Origin of the sequence: Motiliproteus sp. SC1-56, from assembly GCF_017309075.1 — a bacterium.
GTDB lineage: Bacteria > Pseudomonadota > Gammaproteobacteria > Pseudomonadales > Balneatricaceae > Motiliproteus.
The window spans coordinates 1-23,452 of record NZ_JAEMGS010000014.1 but is presented as its reverse complement, the minus strand read 5'-3'; the positions used below and the strand labels follow the sequence as shown (position 1 = coordinate 23,452).

General features: G+C 54.9%; 16 protein-coding genes and 1 tRNA gene. 15 read left to right on the top strand and 2 right to left on the bottom strand.

Annotated elements, in window-relative coordinates; translation table 11 throughout:
- Positions 1-232: 232 nt before the first annotated feature.
- Positions 233-1,441, top strand: a complete 1,209-nt coding sequence (ftsA, locus tag JGZ97_RS14665; protein WP_207063490.1) for a cell division protein FtsA — start codon at positions 233-235, stop codon at positions 1,439-1,441.
- A gap of 88 nt (positions 1,442-1,529) precedes the next feature.
- The gene (ftsZ, locus tag JGZ97_RS14660) at positions 1,530-2,735 is read left to right on the top strand and encodes a cell division protein FtsZ (RefSeq protein WP_207063414.1); all 1,206 of its coding nucleotides are present in this window, start codon (positions 1,530-1,532) and stop codon (positions 2,733-2,735) included.
- 101 nt (positions 2,736-2,836) lie between these two features.
- Here the strand turns inward: ftsZ and JGZ97_RS14655 are convergent, their stop codons facing one another.
- Positions 2,837-3,091 (bottom strand): hypothetical protein, encoded by a 255-nt coding sequence (locus JGZ97_RS14655; protein WP_207063412.1) that lies wholly within the window; start codon positions 3,089-3,091, stop codon positions 2,837-2,839.
- A gap of 271 nt (positions 3,092-3,362) precedes the next feature.
- Here JGZ97_RS14655 and JGZ97_RS14650 point away from each other — a divergent pair.
- Positions 3,363-3,450, top strand: a tRNA-Ser gene (locus JGZ97_RS14650).
- Here the strand turns inward: JGZ97_RS14650 and JGZ97_RS14645 are convergent.
- Positions 3,442-5,022 (bottom strand): recombinase family protein, encoded by a 1,581-nt coding sequence (locus JGZ97_RS14645; RefSeq protein ID WP_207063410.1) that lies wholly within the window; start codon positions 5,020-5,022, stop codon positions 3,442-3,444. The genes JGZ97_RS14650 and JGZ97_RS14645 overlap by 9 nt on opposite strands.
- A 794-nt stretch (positions 5,023-5,816) precedes the next feature.
- Between JGZ97_RS14645 and JGZ97_RS18250 the strand changes: the two genes are divergently transcribed.
- The 12 genes from JGZ97_RS18250 to JGZ97_RS14585 all read left to right on the top strand — a co-directional run bounded on the left by JGZ97_RS18250 (position 5,817) and on the right by JGZ97_RS14585 (position 23,250).
- On the top strand, positions 5,817-7,322 hold the full coding sequence (locus JGZ97_RS18250; protein ID WP_207063408.1) for a sigma-54 dependent transcriptional regulator: 1,506 nt from the start codon (positions 5,817-5,819) through the stop codon (positions 7,320-7,322).
- 73 nt (positions 7,323-7,395) lie between these two features.
- Positions 7,396-10,965 (top strand): DEAD/DEAH box helicase family protein, encoded by a 3,570-nt coding sequence (locus tag JGZ97_RS14635; protein ID WP_242521804.1) that lies wholly within the window; start codon positions 7,396-7,398, stop codon positions 10,963-10,965.
- A 54-nt stretch (positions 10,966-11,019) separates the two neighbouring features.
- On the top strand, positions 11,020-12,561 hold the full coding sequence (locus tag JGZ97_RS14630) for a class I SAM-dependent DNA methyltransferase (RefSeq protein WP_207063404.1): 1,542 nt from the start codon (positions 11,020-11,022) through the stop codon (positions 12,559-12,561).
- Positions 12,558-13,727 carry a restriction endonuclease subunit S gene (locus JGZ97_RS18545; RefSeq protein WP_207063403.1) on the top strand — a complete coding sequence of 390 codons (1,170 nt, stop codon included), beginning with the start codon at positions 12,558-12,560 and terminating at the stop codon, positions 13,725-13,727. The genes JGZ97_RS14630 and JGZ97_RS18545 overlap by 4 nt, the downstream gene beginning before the upstream one ends.
- 360 nt (positions 13,728-14,087) lie before the next feature.
- Entirely contained in the window at positions 14,088-15,806 is a 1,719-nt protein-coding gene (locus tag JGZ97_RS14620) for an AAA family ATPase (protein WP_207063402.1), read from the top strand.
- On the top strand, positions 15,803-16,714 hold the full coding sequence (locus tag JGZ97_RS14615; protein WP_207063401.1) for a hypothetical protein: 912 nt from the start codon (positions 15,803-15,805) through the stop codon (positions 16,712-16,714). The genes JGZ97_RS14620 and JGZ97_RS14615 overlap by 4 nt, the downstream gene beginning before the upstream one ends.
- 16 nt (positions 16,715-16,730) lie before the next feature.
- Complete coding sequence (locus JGZ97_RS14610; protein ID WP_207063400.1) at positions 16,731-17,216, top strand: hypothetical protein; 486 nt, start codon at positions 16,731-16,733, stop codon at positions 17,214-17,216.
- A 173-nt stretch (positions 17,217-17,389) separates the two neighbouring features.
- The gene (locus tag JGZ97_RS14605; RefSeq protein WP_207063399.1) at positions 17,390-18,664 is read left to right on the top strand and encodes a DUF2130 domain-containing protein; all 1,275 of its coding nucleotides are present in this window, start codon (positions 17,390-17,392) and stop codon (positions 18,662-18,664) included.
- An 11-nt stretch (positions 18,665-18,675) separates the two neighbouring features.
- On the top strand, positions 18,676-19,485 hold the full coding sequence (locus JGZ97_RS18245; protein WP_242521803.1) for a hypothetical protein: 810 nt from the start codon (positions 18,676-18,678) through the stop codon (positions 19,483-19,485).
- A 91-nt stretch (positions 19,486-19,576) separates the two neighbouring features.
- Positions 19,577-21,103 carry an AAA family ATPase gene (locus tag JGZ97_RS14595; RefSeq protein WP_207063398.1) on the top strand — a complete coding sequence of 509 codons (1,527 nt, stop codon included), beginning with the start codon at positions 19,577-19,579 and terminating at the stop codon, positions 21,101-21,103.
- Positions 21,104-21,133: 30 nt separating this feature from the next.
- The gene (locus JGZ97_RS14590) at positions 21,134-22,711 is read left to right on the top strand and encodes a VWA domain-containing protein (protein WP_207063396.1); all 1,578 of its coding nucleotides are present in this window, start codon (positions 21,134-21,136) and stop codon (positions 22,709-22,711) included.
- A 5-nt stretch (positions 22,712-22,716) separates the two neighbouring features.
- Positions 22,717-23,250, top strand: coding sequence for a HEPN domain-containing protein (locus tag JGZ97_RS14585; protein WP_207063395.1), 534 nt, complete (start codon positions 22,717-22,719; stop codon positions 23,248-23,250).
- Positions 23,251-23,452: the final 202 nt, after the last annotated feature.

Below are 23,452 nucleotides of genomic sequence, written 5' to 3'. Positions count from 1 at the left end.
AGGGGTAGTTAATTATTCTGGTTTATCTGTTTAATCGCTTGTTGTGGTTGCCGCTATTGAAAGTAACGGTGTGCATCAATAAATGGACCGCATCTTGCAAGAATGCTTTGCTAGACCTGCCGTCTTTGTGTCGGGGTATGAATCGCCCATTGTGCGCCTGCAATTCTGTAGCGGTGGCTGAAACGTGGATTGTGCTGTGAAACGTGTCGAAAACAGTGAAAACCTCAACAATATGATCGTCGGGCTCGACATCGGCACCTCCAAGGTGGTGGCGCTGGTGGGCGAGGTGGGGCCCGATGGCACCATCGAAGTGGTGGGCATGGGTGCGCACCCTTCCCGCGGCCTCAAGCGCGGGGTGGTGGTTAACATCGAATCCACGGTGAGCTCTATTCAGCGCGCGGTGGAAGAGGCCGAGCTGATGGCCGGCTGCAAGATTCACTCGGTGACCGCCGGCATCGCCGGTAGCCACATCAGCTCCATGAACTCCCACGGCATCGTCGCCATTCGGGACCGCGAGGTGCTGGAGCAGGATCTGGACCGGGTGATCGACGCCGCCCGGGCGGTGGCCATTCCCGCCGACCAGAAGATTCTGCATATCCTGCCCCAGGAGTACGTGATCGATAACCAGGAGGGGATCAAGGAGCCTCTGGGGATGTCCGGGGTGCGGCTGGAGGCCAAGGTACACCTGGTCACCGGGGCGCTGAACGCGGCCCAGAACATCGAGAAGTGCATCCGCCGCTGCGGTCTGGAAGTGGACGGGGTGGTGCTGGAGCAGCTGGCCTCAAGCTACGCGGTGCTCACCGAGGACGAGAAGGAGCTGGGAGTGTGCATGGTGGATATCGGCGGTGGCACCACCGATATCGCCATCTTCACCGGCGGCGCTATCCGCCACACGGCGGTGATTCCCATCGCCGGGGACCAGGTCACCAACGACATCGCCATGGCCCTGCGCACGCCCACGCCCCATGCCGAGGAGATCAAGGTCAAGTACGCCTGCGCCCTGGCCCAGCTGGCCAGCAGCGAGGAGACCATCAAGGTACCGAGCGTCGGTGACCGTCCTCCGCGGGACTTGAGCTGCCAAGCCCTGGCCGAGGTGGTGGAGCCCCGCTACGACGAGCTCTTCACCCTGGTTCAGGCGGAATTGCGCCGCTCCGGGTTCGAGGACCTGGTGGCGGCCGGCATCGTGCTGACCGGGGGCACCGCGAAGATGGAAGGGGCGGTGGAGCTGGCCGAGGAGATTTTTCATATGCCGGTGCGCCTGGCTAAGCCCAGTGGCGTCAGCGGCCTGAACGAGATTTTGCACAGCCCGATTTATGCCACTGGCGTGGGGCTGCTGCTGTATGCGTCGAAGAACCTTGGGGTACATCGGGACGAAGAGCTGGCCGAGCCCGGGCCCGGCCTTCTTACGCGCATGCGGCGCTGGTTTCAGGATAATTTCTGAAATCTTAATAGATTTAAACAATTGACATATAAGCAGTAGGCAACAACTGCCAGAAGCACAAAACGTTTTTAAGCGAGGGGAGAGAGACATGTTTGAACTGGTCGACAACGTACCTCAGAGTGCGGTGATCAAAGTGATCGGTGTCGGCGGTGGCGGCGGCAACGCCGTTCAGCACATGCTCACCAGCGAGATCGATGGGGTCGATTTCATCTGTGCCAACACGGATGCCCAGGCGCTGCACAATCTGGGAGAAGCGGCTGTCTTGCAGCTGGGTGGCGAGTTGACCAAGGGGCTCGGTGCCGGTGCCAACCCGGATATCGGTCGGCAGGCGGCACTGGAGGACCGTGAGCGTATCGCCGACATGCTTAGCGGCTCTGACATGGTGTTTATAACCGCCGGCATGGGCGGTGGCACCGGTACTGGCGCCGCGCCCATTGTCGCCGAGGTGGCCCGCGAGCTGGGGATTCTCACCGTGGCGGTGGTAACCAAGCCTTTCCCGTTTGAAGGACGGCGCCGGCTCAAGGTGGCCGAGGAGGGGATCAAGGGGCTGCAGGAGCACGTGGACTCGCTGATTACCATTCCCAACGAGAAGCTGCTGCAGGTGATGGGCAAAAATGCTTCTCTGCTGGATGCCTTCAAGGAGGCGAACAGCGTACTCCAGGGGGCGGTGCAGGGAATCGCGGACCTGATTATCCGTCCGGGTATGATCAATGTCGACTTTGCCGACGTGAAGACGGTGATGTCTGAAATGGGCATGGCGATGATGGGCACTGGAGTCAGTCGGGGCGAGAACCGAGCCCGCGAAGCGGCCGAGATGGCGATCCGCTGTCCGCTGCTGGAAGACATCGACCTGCAGGGCGCGCGCGGTATCCTGGTCAATATCACTGCGGGGCTGGACCTGAGTCTGGGCGAGTTCTCCGAGGTGGGGGATACCGTCGAGGAGTTTGCCTCCGACAATGCCACCGTGGTGGTGGGTACGGTGATCGATCCTGAAATGAGCGACGAGCTGAAGGTCACGGTGGTGGCCACCGGCCTGGGTGCCCGCGAGGCACCGGCGGTCAAGCTGGCCACCCGTAATGACAGTCAGCGCAAGAGTGATGGCACCCTGGATTTCGACCAGCTGGAGCTGCCTACCGTCGTGCGGCAGAAGAATGAGCGGGCGGCCAAGAGCAGTGGCCGCAGCGCGGTCAGGCAGGAGCCGGTTCAGGAGCAAATCGAGCTGGGTCGAACCGGCACCGACGACGAGATGGAATACCTGGATATTCCTGCATTCCTGCGCCGTCAGGCCGATTAAACGCAATCGCCTGCGGGGCTGGCGGGCGCAGGCCCCGTAAAATAGCTTCGCCTCGAAAACGGCTCCCCTTGGGGAGCCGTTTTTTTATGCCCTGGCGTTGTTCAGGACGCCAGCTTGCGCCGGCTGGCGCGTAACCGTTGCCGATCGTAGCGAGCCCGGTCTTCCTGTCGCAGGGGCAGTCCGTGGCTGCGCAGGCGGGAGAGCCGCTGCTGAAAAGCATGCCGCCGTCCGGGGTCGGCTTCCGGGGGGCGGTACTTTGCCAGCTGAGCTTGGCGGTTCCTCAACATGGGAGTGGGGGCTTTCTCGCTTGTTTCCCGTTGGCGCAAAAAGGGAAGCAGGGCGGTTAGCAAACGCATGGGTCAATCCTCTCAACGATTCAAAAGCTTATAGGCAAAAAGAGTGCCAGTGGCAGCCCTGCACCAATAGCGGCCTGGCGGCCTGCGGGACGAGGAAAACGGTAAGGTTTTGCCGATTGTAGCGGCAGTCCAGCGCCGTTTTTGAATTCCTCCCAAAAGGGTTTGCCATTCATGTGATTATGGTTTAAATTACGCGCTCCTCGAAACGGGGCCGCCGCTAAACGCGGAATCGGGCCCGGTTTTGAGCTGGCGACATCGCGTCGCAACATTCGGTGAGGTGTCCGAGTGGCCGAAGGAGCACGCCTGGAAAGTGTGTATGTCGAAAGGCATCGAGGGTTCGAATCCCTCCCTCACCGCCACTCTATGATGAGTCTGGGAACTCCAGAGTCACATAGAGATTTCTTGAACTGCGACACGGCAGTCAGAAGTTTTAGCTTTCCCCCTCTTATGCACAAAGAGCCTGGTCCAACGCGAATATCTGTCAAGATTGCTTGAAGGTAGGCTTTTGTTGCCTCTGGGTTATCGCCTAAAAGCGCTTCTTTTACAGCTTTTATAAACTGTCCGATCTGCTTTTTGCCGAACCGCTTGACTGGGAGGCTGTGCTTCGCTTTAAGCGCCGACAGGGCTTTGTTGTGAGATTGGCGTTGAGCTCGCAGGTTATTTAGATGTAGTGTCAGGGTGTCTTCCAGCTCAAGCTTATTGGACGCGATATCGTCGTACAATTTTGCCAGCTTGGAGTCGATTGCTGCGATCTTGCGGCCAAGTTTGATAATCTCGCCGTGATCGCTGTCTTTGACCCTCTTTAGTTCATCACGAAGCTCATCCCATACGGCCGAAATTCTCTCATCGGTCAATATCTCTGAGGCAATAGTGGATAGCACCTCTTTTTCGAGTAATCCCCTGGGAATGATTGGGCAGTTGCAGATGGCGATATCGCATTTTATGCGGTTTCTACACTTGTAGTACTCGTATCTGCCTCCCTTCCCTTTCTGAATCACTAGGTTGCAGCCGCAACGGGCGCACTTTAGTAATCCGGTGAGGATGGCGGGGGATCTTAGGCCTTTGGTTTCGGTTTTCTTGGGGCTGCGAGATGACAAGCCAGATTTGACTGCTTCGTACGCTTCTCTGGTTACGATGGCTGGCACTTTGACAACGATGGGAGGGGGACCATCCTTTCTGATGCGCTTTTTTCCAAAAAGGTGTTCACCATAGTACGTGGTGTCTCGTAATATTTTGTGGACACTGTCCGCAGTCCATAATGTTCCTTTTCTTAGCCGCCCTGACTGATTCAGCTTTGTCGCGATAGCCTTTACACCCCATGCTATTCCAGACTCGCCTTTTAGGGCCAGTTTGTATATGAGCCGAACGATATCAGCCTCTTCGCTATCTATGACCAAAACCTTTTTGGTCGCGGATCCTTCTTCGGTTGTGGTCTCTTGGGATTTGTAGCCGTATGGTGGAGGGCCTCCGGTATGGAAGCCTTTTCTTGCTGTATCGTTCAAACGGTCGGCCACTATGCGTGAGTTTTGGCGGCTTTGGTGTTCGTTGACGGAGCCGATGATGTTTTTGAAAAGGTTCGCAGTATCTGCGTCTTCTGGCAGGGTTTCTGTAGCGGAGAATATTTTTACATTTGCATGTTCGAGTTTGGCTTCTGCCGTGTGGCGGGTCAGTTCGTTCCGAGAAAAGCGAGAGAATGAGTAAACTACGATACCATCGAATTCTGCGTCCTCTGCTATAGCGTCCTCAATCATCTTGTTAAAAATTGGTCGTGACCCTGAGTATCCGGAAGCCCCGGGCTCTTCATATATTTTAACTATGCTGTTTCCTGATTCTTTTGCCCAGCTTTTTATGTGTTTTAATTGTGCTGGGAGCGAATCATTTGTAATGGCTTGTCGCTCTGTCGAAACTCTGATGTAGGCTGCTAGTTTCATTTTTGTTACTCGTTTTCTTATGATTTTTTAGTGGCGCCTGCCTTGTTATTTGTAGAAGGTATGCCAAGTCTTATTGCTACCACATCGAGGTTTTGGCTCAAAACTTCCAGTTCCTTTGCGTTGAGTTTTCGTTCGCTGAATGGCTTCGTTGTGTACTTGACCTCAACCTCTACGCCTCTGAAGGTAAGGCTTCGCCTGATTGTTGTGCCTCCGCGATCGGAGGGGGCATCGCTCCGATATGAGGCTGGTAACTGGGCTGTGCTCTTTTCTGTCATGGCTTTGTTGTGATGGTGTCAATGAGTCGTAATGCCGTGGTTGTGATAATTATCTTAGCCTTGTTGTTTCCGCTTTTTCTATTGTCTGTTTCGATGTTTTTTTTGTTTTTGATGCGCTTTATGAGATTTTTTTGATATTGGTTTTTTGTGTTTTTATTCCAAGTTCTATTTTTTAAATTCATCCGTTTCTTAATGATGCAATTTTTTCTTTCTTTTCCTGTTGTTTTTGTTTGTTCTGTGTGGGGTAGTTCTTGTTTGTTCTTATTTGTTTTATTTTTCTGTTAGGATTGTTTATGCAAGTAAGTTTTGGTTTTTGTAATAGTTTTGTTTGTTTTGGTCGCTGGCTCAGCGAATTAGCGAACCATGGAATCGGCGAATAATCGAGTCAGCTTGTCGATAAATAAGCTGGTTGTTGATATGAAGATATTTCATTTTGCGGCTGTTTTTTGTGCATGTATCGAGAGACTTTGTTGAGTGAATAAGGTAAGTTTTCTTACAAATCAGTAAGGAGCTTGGTCGGTGCTTAGAAAACGGATCTTACTTACCTGGGTGGGTCGTCACGATATCGACGCTGATACCAAAGGAGAGAGCGGGCCTATAGGCTCCATTCTCTTAGAGTCAGATGCACCCTTCGACGAAGTCCGGCTTCTGGCCAACGACTGGTTCGATGAAACTGATCGGTATCAGTACTGGCTCCGCAAACTCTACAGTAAGCGCAATCGTGATGTGCGAATCACGCTGCGTAAAACCAAACTCGAAAGCCCGATTCATTATCCCAGCATCTACGCTGTCGCTGAGGAGGAGTTACAGCTTCTGGATGACAGTAACGGGCTGGTTACGCTGAATCTTTCCTCTGGCACGCCAGCCATGGCTGCCATCTGGTTGCTGCTGGGAAAGGGGGTCTACAACACTAAACTGGTGCAATCGTCACTGCAAAGCGGCCTCTCTGAGGTCGAGCTGCCGGTCAATATCATACTAGAGGGCCTCAAACGGCAGGACAATGTGTTGGGCTCTCTCGCTGCGGCGTCTCCCGCGGTGGACAGCCACTTCGAACATATCCAAAGCCATTCCACCGCGATGCGTGAGGCAGTCGAACTGGCCAAGAAGCTGGCACCGCGCAATTTGCCGGTGATCATTCAGGGTGATTCTGGTACTGGCAAGGAAGTGATCGCTGAAACGATCCATAAAGCATCACCGCGTGCGGATAAGGCGTTTATTCCTGTTAATTGCGGAGCCATCCCCGAGAGTCTCGTCGACTCACAGTTGTTCGGCCATAAGAAAGGGGCTTTCACCGGAGCGAACAGCAACCGTAAGGGCTTCTTCGATGAATCTGACGGCGGCACGCTGTTTCTGGATGAGGTGGGCGAGCTGCCTCTTGATGCTCAGGCAAAGCTGTTGCGCGCCCTGCAGCAGAAAGAGATCAATCCGGTGGGCGCCAGCAAACCCCATGCGGTCGATGTACGCGTGATCGCGGCCACCCATCGCGACTTGCTAGCGATGATCGACGAAGGGACCTTTAGGGAAGACTTGTTCTACCGCCTGGCGGTCGGCGTGGTGCAGCTGCCGCCACTGAGGGAGCGTGCCGCTGATATTCCCGAGCTGCTGGATGCCCTGATGGATAAGCTCAACGACGATGCCAAGGCGCAACCGGGCTATCAGAGTAAGAAACTTTCCAAAGGCGCAATAGAATTTATCAAATCCCAGTCCTGGCCGGGTAATATCCGCGAGCTGTGGAACACTCTGCTGCGGGCTTCCATCTGGTCCGAGGGCGAGGTGCTAGACGTTGAGCACCTGCAACGCGCCATGATCCAGCGCCACACGAAAAACCAATCCAGCACGATGGATATTGATGTGGCTGGTGGTATTGATGTTGAAGAAATTGTCAGTAATACAAAGCGTTACTGCGTCGAAGAGGCGCTCAGAATTACCGCCGGCCAGAAAGGCAAGGCAGCGAAACTGTTGGGTCTGAACAACCACCAGACGCTCAACAACTGGATGAAGCAACTCGGGATCGAAGCGTCTTGATGCGCAGGCTTGGCAAAGCTGGCACGATACCTGAAGCACAGGAAGTCATTACGGGCAGAACGACATGAAGTCCATGAATTTTGAACATCTCAGACAGCAGTGGCCAGCGTTGGCGGATCTTGGTGGATTCGCCGAGACCTACGCCTACCTCGACCCGCAAAGCGCGCTGGTGAAGCTGCGTTGCTTTGTTGAAAAACTGGTGGGTGAGGTGTACCGCGAACTCAAGCTACCGGCCGAGCCGAATGCCAACTTTATGGACCGGCTCACCAACGCCAGCTTTATGGCGGTGGCCCCCAAGGTGATTCTCGACAAGCTGCACCTGATCCGTATGCACGGCAACAAGGCAGCGCATGAAGGTGATATCAACGCCAGTACCTCGGTGGAGCTGGTCAAGGACGCCTACCACCTCGGTTGCTGGTTTTTTATGTCGCAAGGTGGCAGCCGAGAGCAGTGTCCGGAGTTTCAGCCGCCGCAGCTGCCTCAGGCATCCAGCGCCAAGGCCGAGTTCAAAAAGAAGAACAAAGCGCTGCAAGAAAAGCTGGCCTCCCAATCCTCTCAACTTGAAAGCGCGCTTAAGGAGCTGGAAGCAGCCCAGCAGGCAGAACTAGCCGCCCAGAGAGAAGCAGAGAAACTCAAGAAAGAAGTCGAAAGAGCGGCGTTTGCTGCCAGTCAGCGTGCGTTGGATAGTTCTAATGAGCCGCTGTTTGAAATGTGCGAAAGCCGCTCGGTCGAAGCTTTCGTATTGAATGAGTCAACATCAAAGCTAAGTCTAGAATCGGAGGCTTCCGATCCGATCATGGCCTTCAAGGCGGGTAGTGATCGAGCAACCAACACCCTCGACCTCAATGAGGCCGAGACCCGCCGCCGCCTGATCGACAGCGAACTGCGCATCGCCGGCTGGGATGTGGGTCTCGATGGCGCCAATACCGATCAGGTCACCCTCGAGCATGAGGTGGATGGCCAGCCCACCCAGACAGGCGTCGGCTACTGCGATTACGTGCTCTGGGACGACAACGGCAAACCGCTGGCGGTGGTGGAAGCCAAGCGTTCGCGCGAGAACCCGGAGAAAGGCCGTCAGCAGGCCAAGCTCTACGCCGATGCGCTGGAGAAAAAGCACGGACAGCGCCCGGTGATCTTCTACACCAACGGTTACGACATCTGGATCTGGGATGACGTGCTCGACACCGTGCCGCGCAAGCTCTACGGCTACTACGGAAAAGACAGCCTGCAGTACCTGATCAACCAGCGGCAGCAGCGCAAAGACCTCAACACCACCGAGATCGACACCCACATCGCTGGCCGTCTCTATCAGATGGAATCGATCACCCGTGTCAGCGAGCGCTTCAGCGACGGCTACCGCAAGGCGCTGGTGGTGCAAGCCACCGGTACCGGCAAGACCCGTGTTTCCATTGCCCTGAGCAAGCGGCTGCTGGATGCCGGCTGGGCCAAGCGGGTGCTGTTTCTCTGCGACCGCAAGGAGCTGCGCAAGCAGGCCAAGAACGCCTACAGCGAGTTCATCAAGGAACCGCTCTACGTGGTTGGCCGCAGCAAGAAGCAGGACCAGCACAACGCTCGCATCTACATCGCCACCTATCCGGGCATGATGCGCATTTACGAGCAGTTCGATGTCGGCTACTTCGATCTGATCATCGCCGACGAATCGCACCGCTCGGTCTACAACGTCTACGGCGACCTGTTTAAGTACTTCGACGCCCGTCAGGTCGGCCTTACCGCCACTCCTGTGGAGATGGTCAGCCGCTCCACCTGTCGTCTGTTCGGCTGCGATTACAAACTGCCCACCGCCAGCTACCCGCTGGAGCAGGCGGTGGAAGACGGCAACCTGGTGCCGTTCCGCGTGGTCACCCATACCACCCAGTTCCTGCGCGAAGGGATCAACGAAAAATCCCTCAGCGACGAGCAGATCGCCGAGCTGGAGGACCAGGGCTTCGACCCTAACGAGATGGACTTCAACGCCGCTGATATCGACAAAGCGGTCTACAACAAGGACACCAACCGCGCCATCCTTCGTAACCTGATGGAAAAGGGTGTGCGCGATGTCGATGGCCAGTTGCCCGGCAAGACCATCATCTTTGCCCGCTCCATCCAGCATGCCGAGCTATTGGCGGAGCTGTTCGGCGAGATGTACCCCCAGCACGGCGGTAACTTCTGCCGCGTGATCCATTCCAAGTACGAGCGCGCCGACGAGCTGATCGACGACTTCAAGAAGACCGACGGCTCCAAGGATCAGATCACCATCGCCGTGTCGGTGGATATGCTCGATACCGGCATCGACGTGCCCGAGGTGGTCAACCTGGTGTTCGCCAAGCCGGTCAAATCCAAGGTCAAGTTCTGGCAGATGGTTGGGCGCGGTACTCGCCTGTGCGAAGGGCTCTACGGCCCCGGCCACCCCAAGACCCACTTCCTGATCTTCGACCACTGGGGCAACTTCGACTACTTCGAGATGGACCCGCCCGAGGATGAAGGCCGCCCGAGCAAATCCCTGTGTGAGAAGCTGTTCGAAGCCCGCCTCAATCTGGCCGAAACCGCGCTGAAGAAGGCGGAGATGGAACTGTTCCAGCAGACCATCACCCTGATCAAGACCGATATCGACGCCCTCGATGACCGCTGCATTGCCGTGCGCGACAACTGGCAGCTCAAGGCGCAGCTGAGCGACGAGAAACGCCTCAATACCTTCGCCCCTGACACCCGCCAGCTGCTGCGCACCGAACTGGCGCCGCTGATGCAGTGGCGCGATATCAAAGGCCAGTCCGAAGCGCTGCGTTGGGATCTGCAGCTGACCGAGCTGCAGTTTATCCAGCTCACCAACCCGTCCGAGATGGACGTGGCCAAGCAGCCGGTGCTGGCCAAGGTTGGCCTGCTCTCCATGCATATCAACTCGGTGCGGGCCAAGGCCGAGGCGATCAAGGCCATTCAGCAGGATGCCTTCTGGCAGGCTCTGACTTTCGACGCGCTGGAACAGAAGCGCACCGAGCTACGTGGCATCATTCATCTCCGTGATAAACCCGTCGTTCCACCACCGCCGCTGACGCCAGTGTTCGACATCAAAGAAGATGAAGCCGAATATCGAACCGCCGACCGTCCGACCCGTATCGTCACCGTCGAATACCAGATCTTCCGCCAGGCGGTGGAGCAGACTCTCGCGCCGCTGTTCGCGACCGATCCGGTGTTGGCCAAGATCCGCAACGGCGAGCCGGTCAGCGCCGAGGAGCTGGCCCAGCTCAACGCGCTGGTACACATCCAGAACCCCAACCTCGATCTGGATACCCTCAAGGAGTTCTTCCCCGATTCAGGTGCCAGCCTCGATCAACTGCTGCGTACCCTGATCGGCCTGGATGAAAAGGGGGTCGAGGCGGCCTTTACCGCCTTCGTGCAGCAGCATCACATCAACCTCAACAGCCGCCAGCAGCGCTTTATCGCCCTGCTGAAAAACCACCTCTGTAAGTTCGGCACCATCAACGTGGCGCAGCTCTACGATCAACCCTTTACCGGCGTCCACAGTGACGGCCTCGACGGCGTCTTTACCGAACCCCGTCAGGCCGATGCCCTGGTGGCGTTGGTGGAACAGTTCGGCATCGAGCTGGGTGCGCGCCGTGATGCCGCCCGACGCACGTTGACTACCTGAATGCTGAACACCTAACCCCATTTATTGAAGTAACGAGACACCAAGAGAAACCACATGATTACTGGCGAACTGAAAAACAAGATCGACAAGCTCTGGGAAGAGTTCTGGACCGGCGGCATCGCCAACCCGCTGACCGTGATCGAGCAGATCACCTTCCTGATGTACGCCCGCCTGCTGGATATGAATGAGCGCCGCGACGAGAAGCGCGCCGAACGTACCGGCAAGCCATTCAAGCGACGCTTTACCGATCTGGAGCAGGAGGTGCGCTGGGAGCATTTCCGCCACCTGCCCGCCGAGCAGATGTACAAGGTGGTCAAGGACGAGGTATTCCCCCACTTCAAGGATCTGGCCGGTGAGGGCACTCTGTTCGCCGAATTCATGAAAGACGCCCAGCTGATGATCCAGAAGCCGAGCCTGCTGGTGAAAGCGGTCAACATGATCAATGAGCTGCCACTCGACAGCAGCGACACCAAGGGCGACCTCTACGAATACCTGCTCTCCAAGCTCACCACCGCTGGCATCAATGGTCAGTTCCGTACCCCGCGCCATATTATCCGCGCCATGGTGGAGATGCTCGACCCCGAGGCCACCCACCGCATCGCCGACCCGGCCTGCGGCACCGCCGGATTCCTCGCCAGCAGCTACGAATACCTGCTGGAGAAGTACAGCTCGCCCGAGGGCGTGATCCGCGAGACCGTCACCAACGAAAAGGGCGAGGCGGTGGAGCAGACCATCTACCTCGGCGACCTGCTGCACGAGCATCGCGCCCACGTCGACCGCGACATGTTCCACGGCTTCGACTTCGACGCCACCATGCTGCGCATCGCCGCCATGAACCTGGTGATGCACGGGGTTGCCGAACCCGATATCCACTATCAGGACACCCTCAGCCAGCGCTTCAGCGAGCGCCACCCCGGTGCCGCTAACGAAGGCTTTGACCTGATCCTCGCCAACCCGCCATTCAAGGGTAGCCTCGACGAAGAGGACGTCGACCCCAACCTGCTGCGGGTGGTGAAAACCAAGAAGACCGAGCTGCTGTTTGTCGCCTTGATCATGCGCATGCTCAAACTCGGTGGACGCAGCGCCACCATCGTCCCCGACGGCGTGCTGTTCGGCTCCAGCAAGGCGCATCAGCAACTGCGCCAGCACCTGGTGGACGACAACCAGCTCGAAGCGGTGATCAGCCTGCCCAGCGGCGTGTTCAAACCCTACGCCGGCGTCTCCACCGCCATCCTGATCTTCACCAAGGGCGGCGAGACCGATAACGTCTGGTTCTACGATGTGCAGGCCGATGGCTTCTCGCTGGACGACAAACGCCAGAAGATCGAGGCGAACGACCTGCCGGATCTGGTCAATCAGTTCAAGGCAAGGGACAGAGCGGTGGCTGACACCGAAGCCAACGACCTTACCGCCAAGGCGTTCTGGGTTGCGCGGGATGAGATCGCATCCAATAAGTACGACCTGTCGCTCAACCGGTACAAGGAGCAGAACTACCAAGCGGAGCAGTATGACCCGCCCAGGGAGATACTGGCGCGGCTGAAGGCGCTGGAGGCGGAGATTCAGCGGGATCTGGATGCGCTGGAGGGGATGCTGTGAGTTGGCCCATTGTTAAGCTGGGTGATGTGTTCACGATTGCGCGCGGAGGCTCTCCTCGGCCTATTGATGATTACATCACCGATGACCTCGCCGGCGTAAATTGGATCATGATCGGCGATACCAAAGGCGGATCTAAGTACATTGAGGAAACCGGTAAGAAGATACGGCCTGAAGGTGTTAAGAAGTCTCGCATGGTTTACCCCGGCGATTTTCTTCTAACCAATTCGATGAGTTTCGGACGCCCTTATATTCTGAAAACTGAGGGCTGTATTCACGATGGCTGGCTCGTACTGAGTCCCAAAAGTGATCAGATACACACTGACTATTTCTACCACTATTTGGGCTCTTCCGAGGTCAAGAATCGTCTATCCGCTAAAGCTGCCGGGGCGGTAGTAAAGAACTTAAATTCAGACATAGTGCGGCAGCTAGAAATCCCCCTCCCACCCCTGGCCGAGCAACAGCGTATCGCCGCCATCCTAGACCAAGCCGAAGCCCTGCGCCGCAAACGCCAGCATGCCATCGACCTCGCCGACCAGTTCCTCCGCAGCGTGTTTCTGGAGATGTTCGGCGACCCAGTCACCAATCCGAAGGGGATAGCTACATCGAGGGTTGATCAGTTGTGCAAAATTGTCAGAGGAAGCTCTCCAAGGCCTAAGGCCGATCCTAGGTATTATGGAGGGCCTGTACCTCGACTAATGGTCGGTGACCTGACGCGTGATGGGTTTTATGTAACACCAAAGATTGATTCGTTGACGGAAGAAGGGGCAAAGAAAAGTAGGCCGATTAAGTCAGGCACAGTGGTAATGGCCGTAAGTGGAAACGTTGGATTGACGGCAATATTGCAAGTGGATGCATGCATCCACGACGGATTCATTGCCTTCAATGAACTTAACAGCCGGAAGATTCTGCCGGAGTTTCTCCTTCATGCGATGATGTTGCTGAAAACAACTCATGCGTCTCGAGAAGCAGGCGCGATTTTTAAGAACCTAACAACATCTCAAATAAAGGAGATGGAAATACCTCTGCCGCCTCTGAATTCACAAGAAAAATTTGTTCAGGCTGCATCAAATTACCTTAAATCAAAAGAACGATTGCACTGTGCAGCAGTTGAGACTGAAGGGTTGTTTGGTGCTTTAAGCCAACAAGCCTTCCGAGGTGAACTTTGAACCGCCAACGAGCGTTGACTCGCGCATCCCTGCGCTCGGGGCTCGGCCCCAGCCTGCGGCTGCCGGTTCTTTATCGGAGCCGCAGCGCCGATCCCGTCAAATTTGTTAGCGAACAGCTATGAAGCACCAGCCAGCCGCCACCCAATCCTAAAGGAACCACCCATCAACACGGACGTTGCCATGCCAGACAGCACAGCCACCCCAGCCAACCCGCCAGCGATCCCCCCGCGTCTCAAAACTCCCCGCTTCAGCGAGGGTGAATGGCTATGCGCCGCCGACCGGCTGGGGCGTCACTGTCCCGAGCTGTCGGTAACTTCCTTTGTTCAACCCAGTTACTGTTAAGTCACCACGGATACTTCTATGCGAATTACATCCTTGTCACTCACGAACTTCCGATCATTTCGGTCCACCGAAACGATCCCGTTTGCGCCGGTAACGCTGCTGTTTGGGCCTAACAGCGTAGGCAAAAGTACGGTTTTGATGGCGCTGTTTTATATCCAGCAGATTCTGGGAAAAGGGCACTGCGACCCGGTGCGTATTGATGCACTAGGGGATCGTGATATCGGTGGTTTTGGTTCGCTGGTCAACGGTAAGGATCTTAAAAAGAGCATCGTCCTCAAGGTTGAGTTTGAAGTGGGTAGGTCTATCGGCATTGAATACGAGACCTTCGCCGATTGGGATGTGGGATCACTGAAGCTGCTGATGCCGGATGTGGCGGATGATACAAGGAAGATTGGGGTTGAGCTGGAAGTCGGTTGGTCATCCGTGCTGAACAAGGCCTACGTAAAACGCTATTCCGTTTGGCTGAATGGCGAATTTGCGGGACAGGTGGAATCTGATGATGGCCTTAAGCAGACCGCCATTACAGCGATCAATTTTGGGCATCCGCTGCTCAAGCCCACGGATCATGATGATTGGGTTGAACGAAGTTTTGAAGGAGGGTTACCCATTCATCCAAGCCAACTTTCCCAAGAGCAGCGGGAAGAAGACGACTACGAAGACGATGAGGATGGCTACTACACCGAGTTTCACAGCGAGTTGAGCGGAATGAGTGCCGGATTGCACAAGGCGCCAGTTGCTGTGAACGCTGAATATGCCTGTAAACCAATCGGTGTCGGAACCTTCGCCGGCGCTGTTCCTTATCTTGGTCAGTTACTGTTTACGAATATCGATGAGCCGGGGCAATCCATTACAGAGGACGACTATCTCAACTACTTGATCGTTCATCGCGTTCTGACTCAGACCTTCGTTTCGCCGCTGGACAAGTTGCTCACACTACTCGAGAAAAGCGTCTGTATCGGGCCCTTGAGGACGATCCCGAGTGCCAACTTTGTTCCGAACCCTCACCCGGAACAAGCGGGCTGGATCGACGGTACCGCTGCATGGGATCTGCTTCATCAATGCGATAGCAAACTGAACGATCCTGTAAACCACTGGCTATCAGCTAAGGATTGTTTCGATAGCGGTTACGGTTTGGCTTCAGTCGTCGGCAAGACCTACCTGGAAACGAAATCGGGCAAGTCCAATGATCTGGACAGAATGAGAACGCAGCTCACCGAGATGATTCGTCGCGCTGAGAGCGACAAGGAATTTGATGATGTGCGGTATCAACAAGGCATCGTGCTTTATGACCTGAAGAACCACATCACTCTCGCGCCGAATCAAGTTGGCTCCGGTATTTCGCAGATTGTTCCCGTCGTCACAGCAGCCCACCACGTGACTAACGGTATTGTTGCGGTGGAGCAGCCGGAGCTTCACATTCACCCGAAGTTTCAGGTTGAAGTGGGCGATCTATTCACACAGCTTGATGTCAGTCCAAGTCGCCGGCCGACCTTTCTGATCGAGACGCACAGCGAGCACTTGGTACTGCGCCTTTTGCGACGAATCAGAAACACCTATTCAGGAGAGGCTGAAGGGGACTTCAAGCCTGTTCGTGTAGAAGATGTGTCCGTGCTCTACCTCAGTAACGAGGAAGGTGAGGTTAAAGTCCATCGCTGCCCGATATCAACTGATGGGGACTTTGAGTACGACTGGCCAAACGGGTTCTTTGTTGAGCGGGAAGAGGAGATCTTCTCGTGATCAGAGAATATGCGCTTAATCCAGATGTGGTCGTCAGTGACATCAATATTCTTCAGCGCTTTTTTGCTGAGTTTGGGGCCGATAAGGGAAGGGTTCTGGTCGATGTGCCGCAGAAGTGGACCGATTCAGTGCGACAAGGGGTTCAACGACTGGGCTTGAAGCCCGTAGCAAGAAGCAAATGCATATTACTCTTAGAAAGAATCAAAAAGCAGGGAGTGAGCCCCAAGTCTTCCGTCCCGATGAACGCTGGGGATGTGTGGCTGGCTAAGGTGCTAGCGTCACCTGCAGTTGCAGATCTGCATGCCATATTGGATCAGCAGGCCGAAGATGACCCGAAGGTTTTCAGCTATCTGAATATGCTCGGTGAGGCCCCAGAAGATTGGGATCTTGGACAGACGGAAAGCGTAGAGCGCCGGGCCGAAACTATGGCTGCTGCTGTTTCTACCAGCCTTCGTCTTGCACGAACATTGCACTTGGTTGATCCCTACTTCGATCCTACCGATGACCGCTATCGCATCCCCCTTCTCAAGTTTATTGAAGAGATTGGTAAAGGGCGTGTGGGACTGAAAAAGCTGGTTGTTCATACCGTAGAGCAGGCAAGAGACCGAGCTGCTCCGAAGAATAGAGCGGAGATAGAACGGGGGTTGGTAGAGCACGTACAGCCCTGTCTTCCGGCTGGATTTCAGGTCGATGTCTGGATTCGTACTCCGAATGCAATGCATGACCGCTTCCTGCTGACCGATATGGTGGGTTACTCATTCGGACATGGTCTAAATGAAGTGGCCTATCAAGCAAGCTTAAAAGTGAACATTAATCGTCTTTCTGAGGATGGCAGGAGCGAACAATGGAAGATTTTCGCGAACCCGCAGGGGCGGATTTACGAGCCTTTGACGGTTGTGGGCGGCTAAAGAGCAAGGATTAGCGATGACAAAATCGGAAATTGTCGGCTGGCGCCTGGATTTGGTCAGGAACCGTTTGCAGTGGCGTGGCGGTGCATACCTTGCGGCTAAGAAGGAATTATTTGCACTAATTGCTAAGGCTCGTTATGCGGACATACCGGTCCAAGTCTGTCTATACACAGACCTTGCTACCTGGGAAAGGCATTACCAAGTTTGGCTGCTTGATGAGGGCATTGTTCTTGAGAAACTGGGCGAAGCTTTTCAAGTCCAGATCATAGAGTCGTGTCTTTCTGTGGGCAGGCTCGCTGATCCCTGCTCAGCAGGCAGCGGCTATTTGAAGCAGTGGTTAGCACTGGCTGAAGAAACGATAGATAAAGTCTATGACGCACACCCGGAGTTTTATCCGGATTGGCAACCTGATTGGGTTGATCGGCACCAGTTAAGCCCCTACGACGGGATCGTAGCGATTTGGTCGGATAAGGTGGCTGCGGAGGTCGTTTCTGTCAGCTAAGCATTCGTATGATTATTTTCAAATAGGTAATTTAATTTACCTGTCTGCGGATGCGGACCGGCAGAAAGCTTTATTTATTTACGTAAATACAATAGGTTAAGAGACGGCCTCATTGTGGCATGGTTGCTGTAACACAAGGATTGTAACCACCATCGTTGAAGGAATACGGACCCATGGCCAACAAAATCATCCTCGACCCCCAAGAACAGATTACCTGCCCCCACTGCGAGCAGCAGTTCGCGCTACGCGATGCCATCACCCATCAGTTGATCGATCGTTACGAAGACGAATACGAGGCGATGCTGGCCACGGAGCGTGAGGCTCTGGAGAAACGCATCGCGAAAGAGTTGGCGCGCAAACAGGCGCGAGAGTTTGAATCCAAAATTTCTGAGCTGAAGGAGAAGCTCGAAGACAGTCAGGCTCAAGAGATCAAGTCCAAGAAACAACTCGAAGCAGCAAAAATAAAAGCGGCAGAGTCTGCTCGCGCTGAGGCGCTAGAGGAAGCGAAGGCACTGCAGGATGAGCTGGCTGAGAAGGATAAGAAGCTGGCCGAATTCCGTGACAACGAGCTTGCACTGCGTAAAGAGAAAAAGGCACTGGAGGAGAAACAGGCCGAGTTGGGGTTGGAGATAGAGCGCAAAGTCGCTGCTGAGCGTGGGCAAATCGAAAGCAAAGTACGTGAGGGTTTTGCGCTGCGCGAGGCCGAACTGAAAAAGAAGATTGCCGACGCTCAGAAATCCAACGAAGAGCTGACTCGCAAGCTTGAACAGGGCTCCCAGCAACTTCGTGGCGAAGTGCTGGAGCTGGAACTCGAAGAGATGCTACGCCAGACCTACCCGTTTGATGAAATCAACGAAGTGAAGAAAGGGGTGCGGGGAGCGGACGTGGTTCAAAGCGTCCATCTACGTTCTGGTACCGGATGCGGCACCATCATCTGGGAAACCAAGCGGGCTGAGAACTGGTCGGGCAGCTGGATCAGCAAGCTCAAGGAGGACCAGCAGGCGGCAGGCGCGGATATTGCGGTACTGGTGAGTACTGTGTTCCCTGCCGGTATCAACGAACCGATGCTGATTCACGAAGGAGTTTGGCTCGTGAAACCCGAGTTCACTAAAGGACTTTCCGAAGCGTTGCGTACAGTGCTGATCGAAACCCAGCGCCAGCGCACTGTGACTGCCGGTAAGGGGGAGCAGATGGAAGCGCTGTTCGACTACATCTGTAGCAATCAGTTCGCCCAGCGAGTGCGCTCTGTGGTCGAGGGTTATGGAGAGATGCAGGACGATTTGGAGAGGGAAAAGCGCGCCATGCAGAGGCTGTGGAAAAAGCGCGAAGGTCAGATCGGTCGCATCAGCAACCAGATGATTAGCTTGTGTGGCGAGCTGCAAGGCATCTCCGCAAGTTCACTACCACACCTCGAAGCTATTGCCTGCTTAGACGAGCTGGGAGCATAGGAGCAAGCCGAATGAGTACCTTCGATTACGTTAATTCCGACCAATTTGAGCGCGATTGGAAGCACGCCAAGGCTGAAGTGCAGCGAGTCATCAAACCGCTGCTGACGGACGCCGATGATCGGCTCCGCTTCAGCGCTACCATCAACAAGAAAAGCCAGATCGCCTGGATCGAGATCCGCGAGCCGCATCCCGCGCTACGCCTAATCGCGGTGACGCTGCCCCGTAATGTCGAACCCTTAACCCTGCGGATCACGGCCTGGTTTTATGAGGAGGCAACAGAACCCTATCAGCGCTGGTGCGAGACAGCGCTGCCTGGCTCCATGCCCCTCACTCCAGTCAACACGACTAGGAACCCTTCCGGTTCCTGGAAAAACTCCCCGGCACTTAAGGACAACGACATCAGCGTGATTGGCGTCGAACACGCCTGTCGCAAGGTGTCGTTTACTGATGAAGTATCACTCACTGAGTTTCTCGTCCCACTGCTGAAGCCGTACATCAAGCAGCTCCTGTCTGTGCTTAATGGTGCCGCCAAAACTTACCGCCTCCTCGGCCCTGATGGCGAATTCTACCAAAGCCCCCTTAAAGGCACATTGGGCGGCAACAGCAAAGAGAAACGCTACGGCGAACTGGAGTGTTCGGCAGCCAACCGCGCATTGGATAAAGGCTATGCCGGCCATCGGGTATTTTTCGCCAACGAAAGCGAAGCCATCGCCGCAGGCTACAAACCCTGCGGCGCCTGTATGAGGAAAGAGTACGCAAAATGGAAAGCAGGTGGTGTACCGGATACCAGCTCTTACCCTTGGAAGGTGCTGCCTAAGTAACTTGACCCGATCAACTTAAACCAATGCAACGGACGCGACTGTTGCGTGATGTGTCGGCCGAAAAGGCCTTTTGAATGAAGGAATTCAAGGAATGAACCAACAAATGACCGTTACCTACGACCTAAAAGCTCGACTGAATAAGCTGATCGACGTCATGCAGAGTGGTCTGCTGGAGCGTGAGCACCAGGTCAAGCTGGTGCTGCTGGCAGCGTTGGCTGGGGAGCATGTGTTGCTGCTCGGTCCGCCGGGCACTGCCAAGAGTGAGCTGGCCAAGCGGCTCAAGGACGTGTTCTCCGGTGCTAACTACTTTGAGCGCCTACTTACCCGTTTCTCGGTGCCCGAAGAGCTGTTTGGCCCGCTATCGATCAAGGCCCTTGAAGAGGACCGCTACCACCGTTTGACGGACGGTTACCTGCCATCGGCATCGGTGGCTTTTATCGACGAGATCTTCAAGGCCAACAGCGCCATCCTCAACAGTCTGCTGACGGTGCTGAACGAGCGTAAGTTTGATAACGGGATCAATCGTAACGAGATCGACCTGATCTCGGTGGTAGCTGCCAGTAATGAGCTGCCAGAAGGCGAAGAACTGGCTGCGCTCTATGACCGCTTTATGCTGCGTTCCTATGTAAACCCGGTTAGTGACGATTCCTTCGAGCAACTGTTGCACTTGGAGGACAGTGAAACGTCGGTTGACGAGTCTATTCGCCTCCAATTAGACGAGCTGAAAACGATCCAGCAGGAAGCCAAGCAGATTCCACTCAGCACCGATGTGATCGCTCTCTGCACAGCGTTCCGTAACTACCTGGCAGCGGAAAAGATTGAGGTGTCCGACCGTCGTTGGCGCAAGCTTATCAAGCTACTGAGAGTTTCCGCCTATACCAGCCAACAGCAGGAAGTGAGTATTTATGATGCTTGGCTGCTACCCCATTGCCTATGGGATAAGCCGGAGCAGTTAGAAGGGTTGGTTGATGTCTATAAGCGCAGTGTGGCGGTGGATAGCCAAGACGGTGCCGATGATTTGGTCGAATACATCAATATTTGGGAAGGCGTGCTGAAAAGAGATCAGCAGAATAAGGTGCAGGGCGAACAGAATGGTAAACCACTATTTTTGAACGAGAGCGGGAAGGTCGTGCAAGCTGCTTCTCGTAAGATCCAGGCTAAGGATGCAAAAGGTAACCCTCTGTTTGTGGATCAGCATGGCCAAGAGACTACCAGACACAGCTACCAGACCAATCCCAAAATGATCATGGAGCCGAACGAGCCCTACCTCATCACAGTCAAGTACTCGCAGGGCCATATCGAAGATCGCGTTCGCCAAGTTAGCGATCTCTCAAACCGCTTGCAGCGGTTTGCGGAGTTGCTTGAACAGCGTAAAACCTCCGTTGAATCGACGCTTCAAGGACATCTGTGGATTGATGGTTCACTGCTACCAGATATGACAAAGACGCTACAGAGTGCCTTGAATCACACCGAATCATTACGGAAGCGAGTCGACAAGCTGATCTCAGGCTTCCAGTCCTTACCCCTCGAAGAGCAGCCGCAAGTACCGCCAAAAGCCGCAACCAAAAGTGGTGAGGCCTTACAAGGTGAGTATGTGCCCGCTGCAGGTGAAGAGTGATTAGCCGTTATTTGGTTTGGGAATTGATGCATGGATAGCATGTTGAACGAAACGAAAGCGCTAGCGTCCCTCGGCGGTTTTACTGAGCTCGCGAGTCCGTTCGCAGGTCTACGTGATCTGCCTCCGGCACTAGCTGAACCGGTTATCGTCAATTCAATCGGAACCTTCGAGCAGCGGTGCAAAGAGGTCACGGCCTGGCGGTCGGAGTTGCTTCAGGGCAAGGCTCCCTCGGTTATAGGTGAGTGGCTACCGGGTACCAATGCTAGGCAATTGTTTGAGCCCATCGAGAAGATGGGGTTGTTACGCTACTGCCGTGACAATGAGGAGTTGACGGATGGGTTGGTAATCGATCTGTTGCGTTTTATCGAGCAGGGATACACCTCCTTTCAATCTAGATTTCAGGCGCTGCTTGACCAGCTGCACACCAGTGAGCTGGAGCGGCTGCGTGCGCTCAACGCAAGCGCCAAGTCGAAACGCAAAAAGCGAAGCAATACGGGCAATCAGCAGTGTTTAACCGCAGCACAGTTACGTTCATTAGCTGAGCAAGCTGAAGCGGTAGCTTGGGGGGAGATGACTGCTGGTTTAGGCGATTTTTTGGACCAGCAGTGGCGAGAGCGCATTGCCGTGTGGCAGCAGCTCGAGCAGGTGCTGGGTGATCTGCAGCTTGTACTGGGCCTCGGTTTCGACTTTTCTCGCGGTGTACTGCAAAGCCATGGCTGGATGAACATGGTGGCTCTGCGCAAGCTGTTGAAAAAGTTGCCACAGCTCCAAGGTGTGATTCAGTCATTGGGTCGGATGCGAGAGGCCGAAGGCGCCCCCATCGTTGAAACTATCTTTGAGCCCCTTCGTCGGACCTATCAACGACAGCGTGATGTGCGTACACCGCTGGCGCCGATGGAAACGCGCGGTATCACCCGCACCGACAATATCAGCCGCATGCTGCCTCAAGAAGCTGCACTGCTGGGCCATCCACTGCTTAAGAGGCTTTGGCACGCAAAACGCGCCGAGCATGCGCTGGTGAGTTATGCCGTTGAAGGTGTGATGCAGGAAACCTTTGAAGAAGAGGCCGAGGAGCTGCAAGAGGTGAAGCGAGCTGGTCGCCAGCGTAACGAAGAGCGAGGGCCAATTATCATCTGCTTGGATACATCAGGATCGATGCGCGGTCGCCCGGAAGATATCGCTAAGGCGGTGGTGCTCGAGACCTTGATAAAAGCTGGTCAGGATCGCCGTGGTTGCTATGTCTACCTGTTCGGAAGCCGGGGCGAAGTCAGCGAGCTGGAACTCTCTGCCAACGAGAATGGTATCGATCGACTAATCAGCTTTCTCTGCATGTCTTTTGGCGGTGGCACCGATGTCAACGGCCCTCTGCAACAGGCGCTGGATAAGTGTAAGGAAACCCAGTGGCAAGATGCCGATATTCTGGTGGTGTCTGACGGCGAGTTTGGTTACCCCGATACACTGATCGATCGTATCAAGCGCCGACGCAATACGCATGCTCTTAAAGTTCATGGGGTGCTCATCGGCTCGGCTAGCCCAGCTATGAGCCGGCTCTGTGATCCACTGCACCATTTCTCCAAATGGACTGATCTGTCACCTGATTGGGAATAACGTACATGTCGAATGCCAAAGAAACTTTTTTAGTTTCGATCCAGGACGCAGAGGAACTACTGCAATACTACGACCAACTCAATGCTGGTCGAGAAGGCGCAGGGCGTGATCCTGAGGTGCTGAAGAGAGCGGCTCTGATCATGACGCTGACAGCGTGGGAGACCTACGTTGAGGATCGTATTGAGGAGGAAATGAAAGCGCGACTGAAATCGCTGGATGGAAGTCATGTGGCCAAATTCATTCAGGAAAAACTCGAGAAAGAGCTGAAGTTCTTCCACAACCCGAACTCCCAGAAAACCAAACAGCTATTCGAGACCTACCTCGGCACTGATGTGACCGAGCACTGGCAATGGCTCAATTTTGATGTGGAACGATCAAGAGAGACGCTGAACAGTTGGATCAAAAAGCGCGGTGAAGCCGTTCATCGCTCGGTCACCGACAAGCAGTCCAGCCACTTGGTCAGAAAGAATGACATGAAAAAGTGCATTGGCTTTTTCAGGGAGTTGGTGTGTGCAACGGATCGAGCTCTAGAAGCGTGACCAAGGCGATAATTCATATCGAGCTGCAGAGGTCAGTAGTGCTCTGTGGCGCTGTTAGATTTAGGGAGCATGCGATTAAGTCCCTTGGCATGAGACAATCCGCGCTCTGATGTGCTGAGGGCTATCCATGGATCACCAACTCTCCTTCGCTGACAGCGAGTTCACCAGCAAGAGTCGCCAGACACGCAAAGAGAAGTTTCTC

What these genes read in the sequence shown, in the direction of transcription:
- JGZ97_RS14590 (WP_207063396.1), top strand. Translation starts at nt 21,134, where the DNA reads ATGGATAGCATGTTGAACGAAACGAAAGCGCTAGCGTCCCTCGGCGGT.
- JGZ97_RS14635 (WP_242521804.1), top strand. Translation starts at nt 7,396, where the DNA reads ATGAATTTTGAACATCTCAGACAGCAGTGGCCAGCGTTGGCGGATCTT.
- JGZ97_RS14595 (WP_207063398.1), top strand. Translation starts at nt 19,577, where the DNA reads ATGAACCAACAAATGACCGTTACCTACGACCTAAAAGCTCGACTGAAT.
- ftsZ (WP_207063414.1), top strand. Translation starts at nt 1,530, where the DNA reads ATGTTTGAACTGGTCGACAACGTACCTCAGAGTGCGGTGATCAAAGTG.
- JGZ97_RS14610 (WP_207063400.1), top strand. Translation starts at nt 16,731, where the DNA reads ATGACAAAATCGGAAATTGTCGGCTGGCGCCTGGATTTGGTCAGGAAC.
- JGZ97_RS14620 (WP_207063402.1), top strand. Translation starts at nt 14,088, where the DNA reads ATGCGAATTACATCCTTGTCACTCACGAACTTCCGATCATTTCGGTCC.
- JGZ97_RS14605 (WP_207063399.1), top strand. Translation starts at nt 17,390, where the DNA reads ATGGCCAACAAAATCATCCTCGACCCCCAAGAACAGATTACCTGCCCC.
- JGZ97_RS14655 (WP_207063412.1), bottom strand. Translation starts at nt 3,091, where the DNA reads ATGCGTTTGCTAACCGCCCTGCTTCCCTTTTTGCGCCAACGGGAAACA.
- JGZ97_RS14630 (WP_207063404.1), top strand. Translation starts at nt 11,020, where the DNA reads ATGATTACTGGCGAACTGAAAAACAAGATCGACAAGCTCTGGGAAGAG.
- JGZ97_RS14645 (WP_207063410.1), bottom strand. Translation starts at nt 5,022, where the DNA reads ATGAAACTAGCAGCCTACATCAGAGTTTCGACAGAGCGACAAGCCATT.
- ftsA (WP_207063490.1), top strand. Translation starts at nt 233, where the DNA reads ATGATCGTCGGGCTCGACATCGGCACCTCCAAGGTGGTGGCGCTGGTG.
- JGZ97_RS14585 (WP_207063395.1), top strand. Translation starts at nt 22,717, where the DNA reads ATGTCGAATGCCAAAGAAACTTTTTTAGTTTCGATCCAGGACGCAGAG.
- JGZ97_RS18245 (WP_242521803.1), top strand. Translation starts at nt 18,676, where the DNA reads ATGAGTACCTTCGATTACGTTAATTCCGACCAATTTGAGCGCGATTGG.